The sequence below is a fragment of the Gammaproteobacteria bacterium genome (assembly GCA_015709695.1).
Classification (GTDB): domain Bacteria; phylum Pseudomonadota; class Gammaproteobacteria; order Steroidobacterales.
This window is the reverse complement of record CP054183.1, coordinates 585,970-604,151: the sequence shown is the minus strand read 5'-3', so window position 1 is coordinate 604,151 and position 18,182 is coordinate 585,970. Positions and strand designations below refer to the sequence as shown.

Below are 18,182 nucleotides of genomic sequence, written 5' to 3'. Positions count from 1 at the left end.
TCCCTGAAGCTCTACGGCATGGCCCATGCGGTGGATGACCTGTCTGCCCAGCAGGGTCCGGCGTTCACCGAGGCTCGGCCGATCACGGAAGACCTGATCAAGGCCGAGGTCGCCGAGCGTGAAGTGCGCTCGGTCAACTATCAGCTCAAGGGTGCGCGGTTCCCGGCGCACCGTGATCTGGCCGGGTTCCGGTTCGAGCACAGTGGCGTGGATGCCGCGCTGGTCAAGACACTGCACGAGTGCCAGTTCCTGCGCAGCGCCCACAACGTCGTGCTCGTCGGCGGACCCGGCACCGGCAAAACACATCTGGCCACCGCCATAGGCATCCGTGCCGTCGTGCATCATCGCCTGCGGGTGCGGTTCTTCTCCACCGTCGATCTGGTCAACCAGCTCGAGGCCGAGAAGGCCTTCAACAAGGCCGGGTATCTTGCCAAGGGCCTTGCCAGCACCGACATGGTCATCCCGGACGAACTCGGCTACCTGCCGTTCTCCCGGCCGGAGGAGCACTGCTGTTCCACCTGCTCAGCAAGCTCTACGAGCGAACCAGCGTGCTGGTGACCACCAACCTGAGCTTCTCAGAGTGGGCCAGCGTGTTCGGGGACGCGAAGATGACCACGGCCCTGCTGGACCGGTTCACCCATCACTGTCACATCGTCGAGACCGGCAATGACAGCTACCGGTTCAGGAACAGCTCAACCCAACCCCGCAAGGAGCGACGAACCACCAAATCCACCCCTGCCTGAGACATACTGACAACGACCAAGGCGGGTCAACTTTAGATGCAAATCCCGGGTCACCTTTAAGCGCAAAACAACACACAGCCTCCAGCGCGATCTGCAACATTGGCAACACGGGGAGCATCAGTGCGAGCTGCTGGTCGATGGCGGTGGCCACGAGGTTGCGCTCCGGGCGCGCTGCGAGAAGCTGCTCGCCGACTTCAGGAGCGAGCCAGGTGGGTGCATCGGCGGTGCCGGTGCAGGCCAATGGCACGATCTCCTCGGCCAGGAGGGTTTCGCCGTCGGCGGCGCCGATGCGCAGGTGATAGCGGAACCGCGCCACGAGCAGCGTGGTTCGGGAGGTCACGGCGGAGGTCGAAATCACCCCGCAGCGCGCCGCCACGGGCCTGCCGTCGCGGGCAATCGGGTCGAGCGCCTGATCCAGTGTCCAGCTCGCCAAGCCTTCGACGACCGGGCTGGTTCGGCCGAGATAGATCTCTCCGTCTTGCAACGGAAGATCGAAGCGCCCGGTGAAGGGATCGTCGCGGCCCAGGGCCTGTCGCAGCGCGCGCGGAGTTCCTGGGCTGAGCTGAACCGTCGCTGCGCCGCAAGACTCCTGTACCGGAACCGCGGCCGCCTGGAGAACAGCACGGAAGAAGCGCGCCACGTCCTCACCGCGGCCGATGGCGCGACGCACGCCCTGCAGTTCGGCAGCAACGGCCTCCGGACTCAAGGTGTGCTGGGCAAAGCGCGAGCGGCTTGCCTTCTCGCGATCGCGGGCGCTATCCCACCCGCGGTGAATCTGGGCCTTCTTGCTGTCCAGGTCGTCGATGAAGTCGAGGGTGAGCTGTCGGTTGCCCGCACGGGTCTGCTCACGGAACAGCGCGCCCTCGAACAGCGCCTCGGCAATCTGTTCGCTGGAACCGGGCACCGCGACCACGACACCGAGGTCGCTCTTGATCGCCTTGTGCTTGCGGATCAGCACTTCGAGGATCACGCCGTCGATGGGGTTGTCCGTGCCGTAGTAGGTGACGACGCGCACCTCGCGTTTCTGCTGGCCGAAGCGGTCAACGCGCCCTTCACGCTGCTCGTGGCGGGTCGGATTCCAGGCGAGGTCGTAGTGCAGCACAGCGTCGAAGTGCTGCTGCAAGTTGATGCCCTCGGACAGGCAGTCGGTGCACACGAGCACGAACTGGCCCGGCTCCGCGACCAGGTCCGCGATCCGCCCCTCGCGCTCGGTCGGCGGAAGCAGGCCCGTTACCGACTCAATGCGCACCTTGGCGGGCAGGATGGCCCGCAATTGCTTGGCCACGTAGTCTGCGGTATCGACGAAGCGGCAGAAGACGACGGGGTGGAACCCGTCACTGAGCAGCGCCTTGATCTCGCGGGCGGCGCCCTGAAGCTTGAGATCGTCCGCGGGCTCCACGGCCTCCGCTCGGCGAGCGAACTCGAGCAGCCGGCGCCGAGTTGGGTCACGACTGCCCTCCGTGTCCGACCCGGGGCTGAAGTCGATTGCAACGGTGTCGTCGGCGTCGCCCTGATCGAGCACGGTGCGGCGCCCGACTTCATCGACGTCCTCGCCTTCGGCCTGATCGACGGCGGCGCGGCTGCGCAATGTGGCTGCGGCGGCAGCTGGACTCGACGAGACACAGCGGAGCAGCGCGAGCGCCGACCAGTAGCGAACGCGGCGGCGACGATCGGCGCCGTCTTCCTCGGCGACGTACTCGCGTGCGAAGGCAAGGATGTCGTCGAACAACGCACGGTAGGCTTTGCCGAACGTGTAGGTCGCCTCCTTGTCCTTGCGCTCCGGAAACGCGGTGTCCGTCTCGAGGTAATGGCGGATGTCGGCGCGCCGGCGCTGGACCAGGTGGCGAGCCAGTCTGCGACGGACGCCTTCACGCTCACTGCGGTCCAGATCGTTGGGGAGGTTCGCGAAGTCGCTGTCCAGCAGGCTGAGAAGGGATCGGAACGCTTCCTCGTTGCCGCTGTGCGGGGTCGCCGTCACCAGCACGAGGTGTCTAGCCGGGTCTTCGGTGACACGGCGCAGTAGTTCGAAGCGCTGCTGCCGGCCACGCCCGACGCCGCCGGCGAGCGTGCAGCCGTGGGCCTCGTCGACGATCACGAACTCGGGGCAGCGCAGCGCGAAGTCTTCCGCGCGCCGTGGCGTCTTGATGAAATCGGTCGAAACGACGGTGAAGCGATGGCGGTCAAAGACGGATACGCCGATCGGCAAATCACGCTCCAGACGCTGGATGGTGCTGGACAGGACCAGCTCCGCTTCGATGTGGAACTTCTCCGCGAGCTCGCGCTGCCACTGCTCGGCCAAGTGCGGCGGACACAGCACAGCCATGCGCCGGATCTCGCCGCGATCGAGAAGCTCGCGCGCAATCAGCGATGCCTCGATCGTCTTGCCGATACCGACATCGTCCGCAATCAGCATTCGGATGGGATCCAGCTTGAGGGCCATCATCAGCGGTACGAGCTGATATGGCCGCGGCTCCGCGGCGATGCGCCCAAAGCTGCGGAAGGGGCCTGCCGCCGCCCGGGTCGACAGCCTGGCGGCATCCCGCAGCAGCTGACCCGACGCGAAGTCACCCAAATCCTCGCGCCCGGGCAGCGAGAAACTCGCCGACTGAACGGGCTCTACCGCGGGCAGTACGCCGGCGATTTCCTCGTCGAGCCCGCCGACCGGCCGCAGCATCAGCAGCTCGTCGGTCGAATCGGGCAGCACGACCCACTCGCGCCCGCGGGTGTTGACAAGCGTGCCGGGCTTCGACAGCGAAGCAGTGCTCATAGGCGCGGCACCCCGAAGATGTCCGGATGCTTGCGAAGGATGGCGGGCCAATCCTCCTTGTGGTGGAACCGGATCACGATGTAGCCGGCTTCCATCAGTCGCTGCGTGATGACCTGATCCTCCTTCATCTGGTCGGGCTGATCATGCGGAGGACCGTCGACATAGATCGCGGCGTTAGCCTCGCGGTAGTAGAAGTCAGGCTGCGTGTACTGCCCCGGCACCTGGTACTGAGCCTCGTCCGGCAGGCGGAGCACGAGGGAATCGACCAAATCGAGCCACCGCTGCTCGAGTTGGCTGTCGCACCGCTTGCGTAGGGCGGCAACGCGTTCGCCACGAGAACCGGCCCCACCCGCCGGTCGGCACTCGGCACGCGCGAGCGCCTGCAGATGGTCGCGGATGAGGGCCCGATCGAGGTCCTTGTGATCGGGCTGGTTGCCGTAGTCGAGCAGGCACTCGTAGCAGGCCTTGCCGCAGGTCGAGGCGCCGCGATCTTCGAGCGTGTCCGGGTCGTAGTGGCACAGTTCCAGCGCGCGCCGGGCGAGCGCGGGGAGCACCGTCGGGTCCTCCGCGAGCTGGCGCAGGACGCCGGCGCCGCCTTCGGACGCCTCGTAGAAGAGGATCTCCTGGCGATCTTGCGCCGATGGCATGGGCTCGCAGGACAGCTCGCGTGGTTCCAACTGGAAATGCTGCTGGATGGCCTGCTTGAAGGCCGCCTGAAGGCCTGCCATCTCCGGGCCGGGACGGGGCGGCTCGAAGCGCATCACGAGCGCGTTCTTCGTGTCCTTCACGAAGGGCACGACCCGCTGAACGCGTCCTTGCGCGGTCGCATCGTCCTGGTCGTCTTCGTCGGCCTGATTCCTCGACCAGTAGCCGCGCTCCAGATCGAGGTTGAAGCCGGGCGGCTGGTTGCCACGCTGACTGGCCCAACCCAGGTTGATGCGGAATAGGTCGGTGGCGTCGCCGTAGCTGAGGCGCAAAGCGAGCGTGCCATCGATCGACACTTCTGCGTCCTTGCGATCGAGCTTGCCGCCAATCTCTGGAAACCGGTAGGAGGTAGCCAGTCGGTAGCCGAAGCGCTGGCGTTCCTCTTCGTCGCAGGTGATGCGCTGGGCAAGTTTCAGGCTCACGTTCTGCAACTGCACCAGGTTGTCGATCCGCGCCGGGCCGTCGAGCGCCGCGCCGCACCGGTCGCACAGCTCGGCAAGGTTGTTTCCCTGCTCCAGATGCGCGTATCCGCACTTAGGGCAGCGCTTCATCGTTGCAGTGACGAGGTCGTGGGTCGCCTCGATCTCGTCGGACCCGAAATCGAGATTGACCTTGTAGACCCGGTAACGAGCGCCCTCGTGATAGATCAGCGCCCGCGGCCCAAACTCCGAGATAGCCAGGAAGCGGGGGCGCGAGACGAATTCGTCACGGCCCTTGCGCTGTCGTCTGCCGGGCACGTATGCCGAGAGGGGAAGCCGCGGGAAGTTGTATCCCGGCAGGAAGCCCTCGGCGGCGAAGTATCGGTACGAGTAGAAATCGCCCTCGAACACGCCCTCGGCCTCGGTGAGCAGCTTGATCTGGCTTTCTGCTTGCGCACGAAGCCGCCGGGAGTGGTTGCGCTCCGCTTCCGGTCGCGCATGGTCGCCGATGATGCGGTGATGCAGTTCACGTTGCCGTACCGCCGAGCGGTAGAGACTGCGCCAACGCTCGCATGCCGAGTCGAAGCTCCGCTCGATCTGATCGAGGACTTCCGCGACCCAGCGACCATGGAACCACGCCGCCGTGGACAGCTCGGCCTGCAGGCTGTTCACCAGCGCATTGGCCTTCGCAAGTGCAGCGGCCCGAGCCACCGGGTCGCGCAACTCGCGCGTCAACGCCTCCTTGACCGGCAATGGGAGCTTGCCGTCGCTTGGCGTGAGCTCCAGTACGGTGGTCAATGTCTTGCCAAGATTGGGCTTGGCGGCCTCCATCCAGACCGCGTGGATGTGGGAGCGCACGAGATCCCGGTTGCGCAAGTCGATGCGAGGAGGAGCGACAGATCCCGACACCATGCGGCTCGGCGCGCGGTAGAAGTACTGGTCGTGCGGACTCCGACCCGCGCAATAGGTAAATACCATCGCCGGCTGCCCGCCGCGGCCGGCTCGACCGCTGCGCTGCGCATAGTTGGCAGGTGTCGGCGGCACGTTGCGCAGATTGACGAGATTCAACTGCGCGATGTCGACGCCGAGCTCCATGGTCGGCGAACAGAACAGCAATGGAAGGTCGCCGCTGCGGAACCGATCCTCACGTTCCTCGCGGTCCTCCGAGGCCACCTGAGCCGTGTGCTCGCGGGCCTCGAGGACGGACTTCAGGTCGACGAAGCCCCGGTAGCACTCGACGAAGTAGCGATTGACCTCCGGCGGGATCTCACCAGCGGCGAGCAGGCGCGTGCGATCAATAGGGCGGATCTCGCCGTCGCTTGGCAACCAGCGCAGCGCGTCGGCATTGAGCTGGTACCCCGGATCGTCCCCGTCCCGGCCGCTGCGCACCTGCTCGACGACTCCATACCGCTTGAGGGCGAGCAGCAAGAACCGAATGGCCGCGTCGACCTGCTCCCGCCCGAACGGTTGGCCCGCTTGCGCGTATGGCGTCAGCAAGCGCTTGAGATACCGCCCGAACGCTCCATAGGACGAGAGGAAGAATCCTGACCGGTCCTGCTGTCGTTTGGGCCGTGGATACGCGACTTCCGCTTTCGTCAGCTCGCGCGCATCGTCGAGGTACCAGACCGTGTCTTCCAGCAGCCGAGGCTTTGTCTGTTCGACGAGGTCCAGTTGCTTTTGGGGATCAAGCACATCGACCTTGACCGCCAACGCTCGACGCATCACATCGAGCAGCGTGCGGACGGTTTCCTCCCGGGTCTCCGGCGGGCAGTCCCGCAGCGCCGCCGGGACTTCGACGAACCGGTCACCCTCTCGATCCTTCACCGTGAAGCCGGCCGCCCACAAGGGGGCCTCGCCGAGCAGTCCGTCATCGCCGGCGAGACCGTCGTATTCGAAGCGCAGAAGTCCGCAGTCCTCGAGGTTGGGCGCGGTGACTCGCCAGCCGCGCTGAAGGTCGCGATAGAGGTAGTAGTCGATCACGCGGCGCAGAGCGTCGTGCGTCGCGTTGCGCGCCGGCCCTCGGACTTCCGGGTCCGCGGCATATTCATCGAAGCGCAATTGCATCGCATCGAAGACGCTGCGGGAGAGGTCCCCGTGCGACAGTCCGCTGGGGCCATGCGCCTGTGTGGCCCTGTGCAGGGCGGAACGAAGCAGTGCCACCTGAACGAAGTCGTTGAAGTGCCCTGCCTGCAACGACGCGTCCTGACGGTTGTCCGTGAAGCTCAGCAGCTTGCGTGCCTCTGGCTTCAAGTCGCGGTCTTGCTGCAGCTCGAGAAGCGCGCGGACCGCAAGGATCGTCGTCGCGGTGCTGCGGCTGTCCACGCCCAGTGTCGCCAGTTTGTTGCGCTCCGAACGCTGGCTCCGCGTGTACGCCACGCCGCAGGACGGGTCGAGGCAGAACAGGAAGTTCTTCTTGATGAGCGCGACGGGGACTCCCTTGCCCTCCGAGACGATGCGACCCGTCGCCTCGACGAAGATGGTCGTCGGCACATCGCCGCGGGCATCGGCGCGGATGCGCTCGACGCCCTGCGCAGAGGTCTCCTTCAGGAAGTCCGGCAAGCGTTCGAGCAACGCGGCCCCATCGCCTCTCGGCCAAGGAGACTGCTCCGACAGGTAGACGTACGCGTCCCCTTCCCCATCGTCGTCGTACTCGCGCCGATCTTCACGGGGAAGCAGACTCTTGCCGTCCTCGTGACGAGGCACCAAGTTCTTGCCCTGGTCGTCCTGGATGACCTTGACGCGGTAGTACCCGGTACCGCAGTGCCGGCAGAAGACCATAGGGAAGAGACGCTTGTCCGGTTCGCCCGGCTTCGCGGCCTTCTTAGCGAGCTCGAGATGACGAACGGCCTCCGGCTCCAGCGTGGTCCAGACAGTGTCTCCACGGGTGAAGAACTGGTGCAGACGGAAGGCGAAAATCGGAAATCGACTCGACTCACTCCGACGAAGGGCAGAGCCCTGGAGGAGGAACCGTCGAAGGACCGCCGCGCACTGGTCTGGTTCTGTTTCGGTCAAGCGCGCGAGCTCTGCCGCGGCGCTGTCCTGACCCTCGATCGGTTCGCCCGTCAGCCGACGGGGAACCTGTCGGACCAGTTGCTTCGATCCAGGCTCCTCTGCAACTCCGAAGGTGGACTCGATCCATGACGCGAGCGGATGCTGGCGAAACGCCTCGTAATCGCTCGGAGGACTCTCGCCGGCGCCGATCGCTGCCTTGACCGTCTGGATCGCTCGCGGGTCAGCCAAATCGATCGGACGCGTGGCGCGCTCCAGTGTCTCGCCGATCACCTGATCCGGCGTGAACTCGACCCCGAAGAGCGACTGCGCGACACGCGCCACTTCTTTCCGTTGCTCGGTTGTCGTCCCGCCACTGGCCATGGTGGCCGACGTTCCGATGCAAATCGTGTTCTGGCCGTCGAATGCTTGGCGGCAGCGGCGGATGAGCAGGGCCACATCGGCCCCTTGCCTGCCGCGGTACGTGTGCAATTCGTCGAACACTAGGAACCGCAGCCCCTGCGCAGCACGGACCAGCTCACGGTCTTCGGCACGCGTGAGCAATAGCTCGAGCATCATGTAGTTGGTGAGAAGGATGTCTGGCGGTTCGCGCCGCAGTGCCTCGCGCGCCTCGCCCTTCTCTTGGCCCGTGTAGCGGGCGAAACGCACGGGGGAACCGCCCTTCGGATAGCCCCTCTCCAGGAACTTGCTGAGCTCCTCGAACTGGCTGTTGGCTAGGGCATTCATCGGGTATACGACGATGTGTTGATTTGCGCCTAAAACTGACCCACCTATAGCGGGTATTTGCATCCAATTTTGACCCACGTGTACACCCCCGTCCTGCTCTTTGGGGCAGGAGATTTCTGGAGTGATCGACGTGGCGATATTGAGTGTTATACGACGCTGGCACCTGCGCGAAGGGGTGCCGATCCGCGAGATTGCCCGGCGCACCAAGCTGTCCCGGAACACGATCCGCAAGTACCTGGCCAGTGGCGTGGTGGAGCCGGTCTACCCGCAGCGCAAGAGTCCGATCAAGCTCGACCCGTTTGCCGACATGCTCGCCTGCTGGCTGGAGCGAGAGGCCGGACGCGGCCGCAAGCAGCGGCGCAACTGGCGCCAGCTGCACAACGATCTGCGGGCGTTGGGCTACGAGGGTTCCTATGACCGCGTAGCGGCCTTTTCCCGCGCATGGCAGCGCCAGCTTCAAGAAGCCGAGCGCACCAGCCGCGGCACGTTCGTGCCGCTGAGATTCGCGCCTGGAGAGGCGTTCCAGTTCGACTGGAGCGAGGACTGGGCGGTGATCGGCGGGGAACGCTGCAAGTTCTCCGTGGCGCAGTTCAAGCTGTGCCACAGCCGCGCTTTCCTGCTGCGGGCCTATCCACAGCAGAGCCACGAGATGCTCTTCGACGCCCATAATCACGCCTTCGCTGTCTTTGGCGGCGTACCCCGGCGCGGCATCTACGACAACATGAAGACCGCGGTGGACAAGATCGGACGCGGCAAGGAGCGCATCGTCAACGTGCGCTTCCGGGCCATGGCCAGTCACTTCCTGTTCGAGACCGACTTCTGTAACCCGGCCGCCGGATGGGAGAAGGGCCAGATCGAGAAGAACGTGCAGGATGCGCGACCGCGCATCTGGCACGAGGTGCCCCGGTTCCCGGATCTGCCGGCGCTCAATGACTGGCTGCAGCGACGCTGCATCGGCCTGTGGAGCCAGATCCAGCACCCGGAACATCCGCAACGCACCGTGGCCCAGGTGCTGGCCGAGGAGCAGCCTCACCTGATGCCTGCGCCTTCGCCGTTCGATGGCTATGTCGAGGACACCAAGCGCGTCTCGCCCACGTGCCTGATCACCTTCGAGCGCAACCGCTACAGCGTCCCGGCCTCGTTCGCCAACCGGCCGGTGAGCGTGCGCGCCTATGCCGATCGGCTCGTCGTGGTGGCCGAAGGGCAGATCATCGCCGAGCATGCGCGCCTGTTTGCGCGCGACCACAGCAGTAACGCAGCTCGCACCGTCTACGACTGGCGCCATTATCTGGCCGTCATCCAGCGCAAGCCCGGCGCGCTGCGCAATGGCGCCCCCTTTGCCACGTTCCCGGAAGGACTGCGGCGCCTGCAGTCGGTGCTGCTCAAGCGCCCGGGCGGAGATCGGGAGATGGTGGAGATCCTCGCCCTGGTGCTGCGCCATGACGAGCAGGCGGTGCTGTGCGCCGTCGAGCTGGCGCTGGACTCCGGCACCGTCTCCAAGCCGCACATCCTGAACCTGCTGAGTCGGCTGCTGGCCGCCGATGTGCCAGCGCCCATCCACACCCCGGCGCGCCTGGCCCTGCAACAGGAACCCGAAGCCAACGTGGACCGCTACGATCACCTGCTGGGAGATCGCCATGTCGGCTGACGCCCTGGCCCTTTCTCTCAAGTCCCTGAAGCTCTACGGCATGGCCCATGCGGTGGATGACCTGTCTGCCCAGCAGGGTCCGGCGTTCACCCAGGCTCGGCCGATCCTGGAAGACCTGATCAAGGCCGAGGTCGCCGAGCGTGAAGTGCGCTCGGTCAACTATCAGCTCAAGGGTGCGCGGTTCCCGGCGCACCGTGATCTGGCCGGGTTCCGGTTCGAGCACAGTGGCGTGGATGCCGCGCTGGTCAAGACACTGCACGAGTGCCAGTTCCTGCGCAGCGCCCACAACGTCGTGCTCGTCGGCGGACCCGGCACCGGCAAAACACATCTGGCCACCGCCATAGGCATCCAGGCCGTCGTGCATCATCGCCTGCGGGTGCGGTTCTTCTCCACCGTCGATCTGGTCAACCAGCTCGAGGCCGAGAAGGCCTTCAACAAGGCCGGGTATCTTGCCAAGGGCCTTGCCAACACCGACATGGTCATCCTGGACGAACTCGGCTACCTGCCGTTCTCCCAGGCCGGAGGAGCACTGCTGTTCCACCTGCTCAGCAAGCTCTACGAGCGAACCAGCGTGCTGGTGACCACCAACCTGAGCTTCTCAGAGTGGGCCAGCGTGTTCGGGGACGCGAAGATGACCACGGCCCTGCTGGACCGGTTCACCCATCACTGTCACATCGTCGAGACCGGCAATGACAGCTACCGGTTCAGGAACAGCTCAACCCAACCCCGCAAGGAGCGACGAACCACCAAATCCACCCCTGCCTGAGACATACTGACAACGACCAAGGCGGGTCAACTTTAGATGCAAATCCCGGGTCACCTTTAAGCGCAAAACAACAGTCCACCGTATGACGGTAAAAATCAGGTGGTCTTGGCGTGCCAGAAACCCATACCGTCATTTTTACCGTCAGAGCGTCCCGCTTGGTGCCGATAGATCACGAATGACCCGGAGAGCTTATTTGTTTTTATTCAGTGACTTAGATTCACATTTCGCGGGGTGCCGATAGACCGCGAAAGGCGCCTAATCACTCCCACTCGATCGTCGCCGGCGGCTTCCCCGAGATGTCGTAGGTGACCCGCGAGATGCCGGCCACCTCGTTGATGATCCGCCGCGAGACGTGGTCGAGGAAGTCGTAGGGCAGGTGCGCCCAGCGGGCGGTCATGAAGTCGATGGTCTCCACCGCGCGCAGCGCGACGACGTAGTCGTAGCGCCTGCCGTCGCCCATGACGCCGACGGACCTCACCGGCAGGAACACGGCGAAGGCCTGGCTGACCTGGTCGTAGAGGCCGGCGCGGCGCAGTTCGCCGATGAAGATGTCGTCGGCGAGCCGCAGCAGGTCTGCGTATTCCTTCTTCACCTCGCCGAGGATGCGCACGCCGAGACCGGGTCCCGGAAAGGGGTGGCGGTAGACGAGCTCGCGCGGCAGGCCGAGGGCGAGGCCCATGCGGCGCACCTCGTCCTTGAACAGGTCGCGCAGCGGTTCGATGAGCCTGAGTTTCATGTGCTCGGGCAGGCCACCGACGTTGTGGTGCGACTTGATGACGTGGGCCTTGCCGGTGCGTGAGCCCGCGGACTCGATGACATCGGGGTAGATGGTGCCCTGCGCCAGCCAGCGCACGCCGGGCAGGCGTGCGGCCTCTTCCTCGAACACCTCGATGAACAGCCGGCCGATGATCTTGCGCTTGGCCTCGGGATCGGTCACGCCGGCGAGCGCCGCGAGGAAGCGTGCCTCGGCATCGACACGGATGACACGCACGCCGAGGTGGTCGGCGAACAACCTCATGAGCTGGTCGCCTTCATCGAGCCGCAGCAGCCCGGTATCCACGAACACGCAGACGAGCTGGCTGCCGAGGGCTTCGTGGAGCAATGCCGCCACCACCGAGGAATCGACACCGCCGGAGAGGCCGAGCAGCACGGTGTCGCCACCGACGCGGGCGCGGATGTCGGCGATGTCGCGCGCGATGATGTTGCCCGGCTGCCAGTCGCTCGGGCAGCCGCAGATATCGTGGACGAATCGCGAGAGGATCTGCCCGCCCTGGGCGGTGTGGGTGACTTCCGGGTGGAACTGCAGGCCGTAGAAGCGCCGTGCTTCGTCGGCCATGGCGGCCAGTGGCGCGTTGCCGCTGCTGGCGATGGCGTCGAAACCGGGCGGCAGCGCGGCGACACGGTCGCCATGGCTCATCCAGACATCCAGGGAGCAGGCGCCGGCCGCGGCATCGCCGAGGCCACCGAGCAGCCGACCGCCCGCCTCCACCGTCACCCGCGCATGGCCGAACTCGCGATGCGCGGAGGCCTCGACACGGCCGCCGAGCTGCGCGGCCATGGCCTGCATGCCGTAGCAGATGCCGAGCACCGGCACGCCAAGCCGGAACACGACATCCGGGGCGCGCGGCGCGGCCTCGCCCTCGATGACGGATTCGGGCCCGCCGGAGAGGATGACACCGCGCGGGTCGAAGGCGCGCAGCTCGGCGTCGGTCGCATCCCAGGGCAACACCTCGCTGTAGACCCCGGCCTCGCGCACGCGCCGCGCGATGAGCTGGGTGTACTGCGAGCCGAAATCCAGGATCAGGATGCGGTGGGCGGCCGGGGCGCGGCCGGTGGCGGGCATGGCAGGCGGAGCGGCCGCCGGTGTCGCGGTCTTCTTCGGCATCGGCCTGCGGTCACATGTCGGTGCGGTAGTTGGGCGCTTCCTTGGTGATGGTCACGTCGTGGACGTGACTCTCCTGGATGCCCGCGCCGGTGATGCGCACGAACACCGGGCGCGTGCGCAGCTCTTCCACCGTATGACAGCCGGTGTAGCCCATGGCGGCGCGCACGCCGCCCGTCAGCTGGTGGATGATGGCGACGAGGCTGCCCTTGTAGGGCACGCGGCCCTCGATGCCCTCGGGCACCAGCTTCTCGAGCTCGGCGGCCGGATCCTGGAAATAGCGGTCCGAGGAACCGTGCTTCTGCGCCATGGCGCCGAGCGAACCCATGCCGCGGTAGGACTTGTAGGAGCGGCCCTGGTAGAGCTCGACCTCGCCTGGCGATTCCTCGGTGCCGGCGAACAGGCTGCCGATCATCACGCAGTTGGCGCCGGCGGCGATGGCCTTGGCGATGTCGCCGGAGTAGCGGATGCCGCCATCGGCCACCACCGGCACGCCGGCCGCGCTGGCCGCCGCGGCGACGTTGGAGACCGCGGTGATCTGCGGCACGCCGACCCCGCTGATGATGCGCGTGGTGCAGATGGAGCCCGGGCCGATGCCGCACTTAACGCTGTCGACGCCGGCCTCGATCAGGGCCTTCGCGGCATCGCCACTGATGATGTTGCCGGCCATCACCTGCAGCGAGGGGAATGCCTTCTTCACCGAGCGAACGCGCTCGATGACGCCACGCGAGTTGCCATGGGCGGTGTCGATGACGATCAGGTCCACGCCCGCGGCGACCAGCGCCCGCACGCGCTCCTCGGTGTCCGGACCGGTGCCGACGGCGGCGCCGACGCGCAGCGCGCCGCGGCCGTCCTTGCAGGCGGAGGGATAGTCCTTGGCCTTCTGGAAATCCTTGGCGGTGATCAGGCCGCGCAGCTCGAAGCGGTCGTTGACCACCAGCACCTTCTCGATGCGGTGCTTGTGAAGCAGTGCCAGCACTTCTTCCTTGCTGGCGCCTTCGCGCACCGTCACCAGCTTCTCCCTGGGCGTCATGACCATCGACACCGGTTCGTCGAGCTGGGTCTCGAAGCGCAGGTCGCGGTTGGTGACGATGCCCACGGTGCGGCCCTTCTCCACCACCGGCATGCCGGATATGTGGTTGGCGCGGGTCATCTCCAGCACGTCGCGGATGGTCATCTCGGGCGACACGGTGATGGGATCCTTCACCATGCCGCTCTCGAACTTCTTGACGATGGACACCTGGCGTGCCTGCTCGGTCACGCTCATGTTCTTGTGGATGATGCCGATGCCGCCTTCCTGGGCCATGGCGATGGCGAGCCGTGCCTCGGTGACGGTGTCCATGGCGGCCGACAGCAGCGGAATGTTCAGGTTGATGTCGCGGGTGAGCCGGGTGGCCAGGCTGACGTCGCGCGGCAGGACGTCGGAGTAGGCAGGCTGCAGCAGGACGTCGTCGAATGTGAGGGCTTCCTCGGCGATGCGCATGGCGTCTCCTGGCAACCGGCTGCCGGCGGTGGCGGGAAACGCGTAATGGTACGCAGCCGGCCGCGCACGGTAAACTGCCGCGGCCATGGAGAAGCCCGCCAGCGAGCCCGTTCTCACCGTTTCCCAGCTCAACCGCGAGGCACGCCTGCTGCTGGAGCAGGCCTTCCCGGCCCTGTGGGTGACGGGGGAGATCTCCAACCTGGCCCGCCCCGCCTCCGGCCACCTGTACTTCTCCCTCAAGGACGAGCAGGCCCAGGTGCGCTGCGCCCTGTTCCGCGGCGCCGCCCGCAGCCTGCGCTTCCTCCCGGACAACGGCCAGCAGGTGCTGGTCCGGGCGCGGATCGGCCTCTACGAGGCGCGCGGCGAGTACCAGCTCATCATCGAGCACATGGAGCCCGCCGGCGACGGGCTGCTGCTGCGCCGGCTGGAGGAGCTGAAGAAGCGCCTGGCTGCGGAGGGCCTGTTCGACCCGGCACGCAAGCGCGAGCTGCCGCTGCTGCCACGACGCATCGGGGTGGTCACCTCGCCCAGCGGGGCCGCGGTGCGCGACATCCTCAAGATCCTGCGCCGGCGCTTCCCGTCGATCCCGGTGGTGATCTACCCGACCCCGGTGCAGGGCGCGGCCGCGAAGGCGGAGATCGTCGCTGCCCTGGCGGCGGCGGCTGCCCGTGCCGAGTGCGACGTGCTGATCCTCGCGCGCGGCGGCGGCTCGCTGGAGGACCTCTGGTGCTTCAACGAGGAAAGCGTGGTGCGTGCCGTTGCCGCCTGCCCCATCCCGCTGGTGAGCGGCATCGGCCACGAGACGGACTTCACCCTGGCCGACCTGGCCGCCGACCTGCGGGCGCCGACCCCCTCCGGTGCGGCGGAACTGGTGGCGCCGGACCGGCGCGAGTGGCTGGAGCGCACGCGCAGCCTGCAGCGGCGCGTGCACCTCGGCATGACGCGCAGTCTCGAGCGGCTGGCGCAGCGCACCGACGGCGTGGCGCGGCGCCTGGCGCGCGTGCATCCCGGCGTCGTGCTCCGCCAGCACGCGCAACGGCTCGACGCGCTCGGTGGGCGCCTGGCCCGCGGCGCGCTGCACGCCGTTGCCCTGCGACGCCAGCAGGCCCGGCACGCCGGACTGCGCCTGCGCGCCGCCTCGCCTGCCGCGCTGCTGGCACGCCGCCAGGAAACGCTGGGACGCCATCGCCTGCGGCTGGCTGCCGCGGCACGGCTGCGCATCGCCGCCGGCAACAAGCGGCTGGCCGTGGCCGCCGCATCCCTCCAGGCTTTCAGTCCCTTACGGACCCTGCAGCGCGGCTATGCCATCGTCAGCGAAGCCGCCACCGGGAAGGTGATCCGCAGCGCCGCCGAGCTGCAGCCGGGGTCAGTGCTGCACGCAAGGCTCGGGCAGGGCAGCATCGAGGCGACTGTCGTGAAGAAGCTGCCCTAGCCGGCCGTACTGCCGCGGCCGATCCTCCGCGAAGAAGCCGGCGATCACGGGCCGGAAGCGGTCCATGTCCACCAGGAAGGCGTCGTGGCCCTGGATGGAGGGCAGCTCCTCCAGTACCACCTGCGCGCCGCCCTGCGCCAGGCCCGAGGCCAGTTCCCGCTGCTGGTGGACCGGGTACAGGACATCGCTCTGCACGCCGATGACCAGGGCGCTCTCGACGCCAAGGCGGGCGAGGACGTCGGCGACCGAGCCACCGTGCTCGGCGAGGTCGAAGAGATCACTGGCGCGCGACAGGGCCAGGTAGCAGGCGGGATCGAACTGCCCCGCGAACTTCTGCGCATGCGCCTCGAGGTAGGACTCGACCTCGAAATCCGGCGCGAAACCATCGCCGCCCTGGCGCTCCTCGGGGATGCGCTCGCGGCCGAAGCGCTGCTCCCACTCCCCGGCGGAGCGGTAGGTGATCATGCCGAGCTTGCGCGCCAGGCGCATGCCCGCAAGGGGGCCGGCAGCGGCGTCGTAACGCCCATCGGCGAAGCCCGGGTCACTCAGGATCATCTCCCGCTGCAGCGACCGCAGGGCGATGGCATAGGGCAACGCACGCGCGCTGCAGGAGACCAGCAGCAGGCGGCGCGCCTTGCCGGGGAATTGCGCGGCGTAGGCCAGCGAAGTCATGCCACCCATCGACGGCCCCACCAGCGTGTGCAGCACATCGATGCCGAGGTGCCCCAGCAGCAGCCTGCCGGCCGCCGCCACGTCCTCGATGGTCAGCACCGGGAAGTCGAGCCGGTAGGGCTCGCCCGTGGCCGGATCGGGCGACGCCGGGCCGGTGGAGCCGAAGCAGCTGCCGAGCGAGTTCACGCAGATGACGTGGAAGCGGCGCGTGTCGATCGGCCGGGAGGGGCCGACGATCTCCTCCCACCAGCCTGGTGCCGGGTCGGCGGGCGAGGATGCGGCATGGGCCGAGGGCGAAAGGCCGGTGAAGATCAGTACGGCATTGTCCCGCGCGGCATTGAGCCGGCCCCAGGTTTCGTAGGCGATCAGCGGCTGCTCGAGCACGCCGCCGCGACGCATCGCGAAGCGGCCTGGTATCCGGAAGAATTTGCGCGCGCCACTCACGCCCTTGCATCCTGCCTCGTCTGCCTGCGGGCATTATCGGCAGGGGCGTCCCGGCGAGTCGACCGGCTTGTGGTTATATCCTTATGCGCGGCTCAGCGCCGCGTGTGGCGGCGCAGGCGCTGGCGCTTCGTCACCTGGCGCTTTGTCAGCACGTTGCGCCGGCCGGCGAAGGGATTATGCCCGGTGCGCAGCTCCAGGCGTATCGGCGTGCCGGCCAGGTCGAAGGCGCGCCGGAACTGGTTGATCAGGTAGCGCCGGTAGCTGTCGGGCAGCAGCTCGGTCTGGTTGCCGTGCACCACGATCAGCGGCGGCCGGCGCCCGCCCTGGTGGGCATAGGTGAGCCGGATGCGGTGGCGACGCACCATCGGCGGCGGATGCGTGGCGACCACCTCCCCGAGCACGCGGGTGAGCTCCTGGGTGGACAACTCGGCGCGCGCCGCGGTTGCCGCGCGCGCGGCACTGGCGAACAGCTCGAGGATGTTGCTCCCGTGCAGCGCGGACACCGGGTGCTTGTCGACGAAGTCGAGGAACGGCATGGCGTGATCCAGTCCGTGCATGAACTTGCGCCGCTGGCTGTCGCTCATGCCGTCCCATTTGTTGATGCCGATCGCCAGCGCCCTGCCCCGTTCCAGCACCAGCCCCACCAGCGAGGCGTCCTGCTCGGTGACCCCCTCGCGGGCATCGAGCAGGATGATCACGGCATCGGCCTCTTCCACTGCCTGCAGCGTCTTGGCGACGCTGAACTTCTCGATGGCCTCGGTGACGCGCGCACGGCGGCGGATGCCGGCGGTGTCCACCAGCGTGTAGGGCACGCCATCGAGTTCGAAGGGCACGCGCACCGCATCGCGGGTGGTACCGGGCTCGTCGCGGGTGACGAGCCGGTCCTCGCGCAGCAGCCGGTTGATCAGCGTCGACTTGCCGACATTCGGCCGCCCCACCACGGTGATGCACGGCCCCTCCGGTACATGGCGCGCGGCGGCGGCATCCGCCGCCGGCGGGCAATGCGCGAGCGCGCCGGCGAGCAGCTCGCGCACGCCATCCCCGTGGCTGGCGGAGATCGCCATGGGCGTGTCCAGGCCGAGCTCCCAGAAATCGCTGGTGAAGGCCTGCGGCTCGCGACCCTCGGCCTTGTTCACCGCCAGCACCACCGGCTTGCCGGAGCGGCGCAGGAGTGCCGCCACGTACTGGTCTTCGCTGCTGGCGCCGGCCTGTCCGTCGGCCAGCATCACCACCACATCGGCCTCCGCCACGGCCAGCTCCACCTGGGCGTGCATGAGCTCCGCCAGTTCGCCGCCGCGCTCGGCAAGGCCGCCGGTGTCGATGACCACCGCCGGAGGCAGGTTGGCGGCGGTGAAACCGTAGATGCGGTCGCGGGTCAGGCCGGGGTAATCGGCCACCAGTGCATCCCGCGTGCCGGTCAGGCGGTTGAACAACGTCGACTTGCCGACGTTGGCGCGGCCGACCAGGGCGAGGACGGGGATCAGGA

General features: G+C 67.2%; 9 protein-coding genes and 1 pseudogene. 4 read left to right on the top strand and 6 right to left on the bottom strand.

The features are described 5' to 3' along the window. Positions 1-18: 18 nt before the first annotated feature. Positions 19-743, top strand: a pseudogene (locus HRU81_02820) (ATP-binding protein). Here the strand turns inward: HRU81_02820 and HRU81_02815 are convergent. Both HRU81_02815 and HRU81_02810 read right to left on the bottom strand, forming a co-directional pair. Then, positions 682-3,510, bottom strand: a complete 2,829-nt coding sequence (locus tag HRU81_02815; GenBank protein QOJ31125.1) for a DEAD/DEAH box helicase — start codon at positions 3,508-3,510, stop codon at positions 682-684. The pseudogene HRU81_02820 and the gene HRU81_02815 sit on opposite strands and share 62 nt — an antisense overlap. After that, the gene (locus HRU81_02810) at positions 3,507-8,369 is read right to left on the bottom strand and encodes a DUF1998 domain-containing protein (protein QOJ31124.1); all 4,863 of its coding nucleotides are present in this window, start codon (positions 8,367-8,369) and stop codon (positions 3,507-3,509) included. The genes HRU81_02815 and HRU81_02810 overlap by 4 nt, the downstream gene beginning before the upstream one ends. Positions 8,370-8,490: 121 nt before the next feature. Between HRU81_02810 and HRU81_02805 the strand changes: the two genes are divergently transcribed. Further along, entirely contained in the window at positions 8,491-10,017 is a 1,527-nt protein-coding gene (locus HRU81_02805; protein ID QOJ31123.1) for an IS21 family transposase, read from the top strand. After that, positions 10,007-10,783: an ATP-binding protein gene (locus tag HRU81_02800; GenBank protein ID QOJ31122.1), complete on the top strand. Its 777-nt coding sequence runs from the start codon at positions 10,007-10,009 to the stop codon at positions 10,781-10,783. The genes HRU81_02805 and HRU81_02800 overlap by 11 nt, the downstream gene beginning before the upstream one ends. A 259-nt stretch (positions 10,784-11,042) precedes the next feature. Here HRU81_02800 and guaA read toward each other — a convergent pair whose 3' ends face one another. Next, on the bottom strand, positions 11,043-12,626 hold the full coding sequence (gene guaA / locus HRU81_02795; GenBank protein QOJ33255.1) for a glutamine-hydrolyzing GMP synthase: 1,584 nt from the start codon (positions 12,624-12,626) through the stop codon (positions 11,043-11,045). A 52-nt stretch (positions 12,627-12,678) separates the two neighbouring features. Then, entirely contained in the window at positions 12,679-14,148 is a 1,470-nt protein-coding gene (gene guaB / locus HRU81_02790; protein ID QOJ31121.1) for an IMP dehydrogenase, read from the bottom strand. 85 nt (positions 14,149-14,233) lie between these two features. Here guaB and HRU81_02785 point away from each other — a divergent pair, with 85 nt between their 5' ends. Then, positions 14,234-15,580, top strand: a complete 1,347-nt coding sequence (locus HRU81_02785) for an exodeoxyribonuclease VII large subunit (GenBank protein QOJ31120.1) — start codon at positions 14,234-14,236, stop codon at positions 15,578-15,580. Here the strand turns inward: HRU81_02785 and HRU81_02780 are convergent. After that, a complete protein-coding gene (locus tag HRU81_02780; GenBank protein QOJ31119.1) occupies positions 15,515-16,696 on the bottom strand; it encodes a homoserine O-acetyltransferase in 1,182 nt (393 codons plus the stop codon). The genes HRU81_02785 and HRU81_02780 overlap by 66 nt on opposite strands. Before the next feature lie 92 nt (positions 16,697-16,788). Further along, on the bottom strand, positions 16,789-18,180 hold the full coding sequence (der, locus tag HRU81_02775) for a ribosome biogenesis GTPase Der (GenBank protein ID QOJ33254.1): 1,392 nt from the start codon (positions 18,178-18,180) through the stop codon (positions 16,789-16,791). Positions 18,181-18,182: the final 2 nt, after the last annotated feature.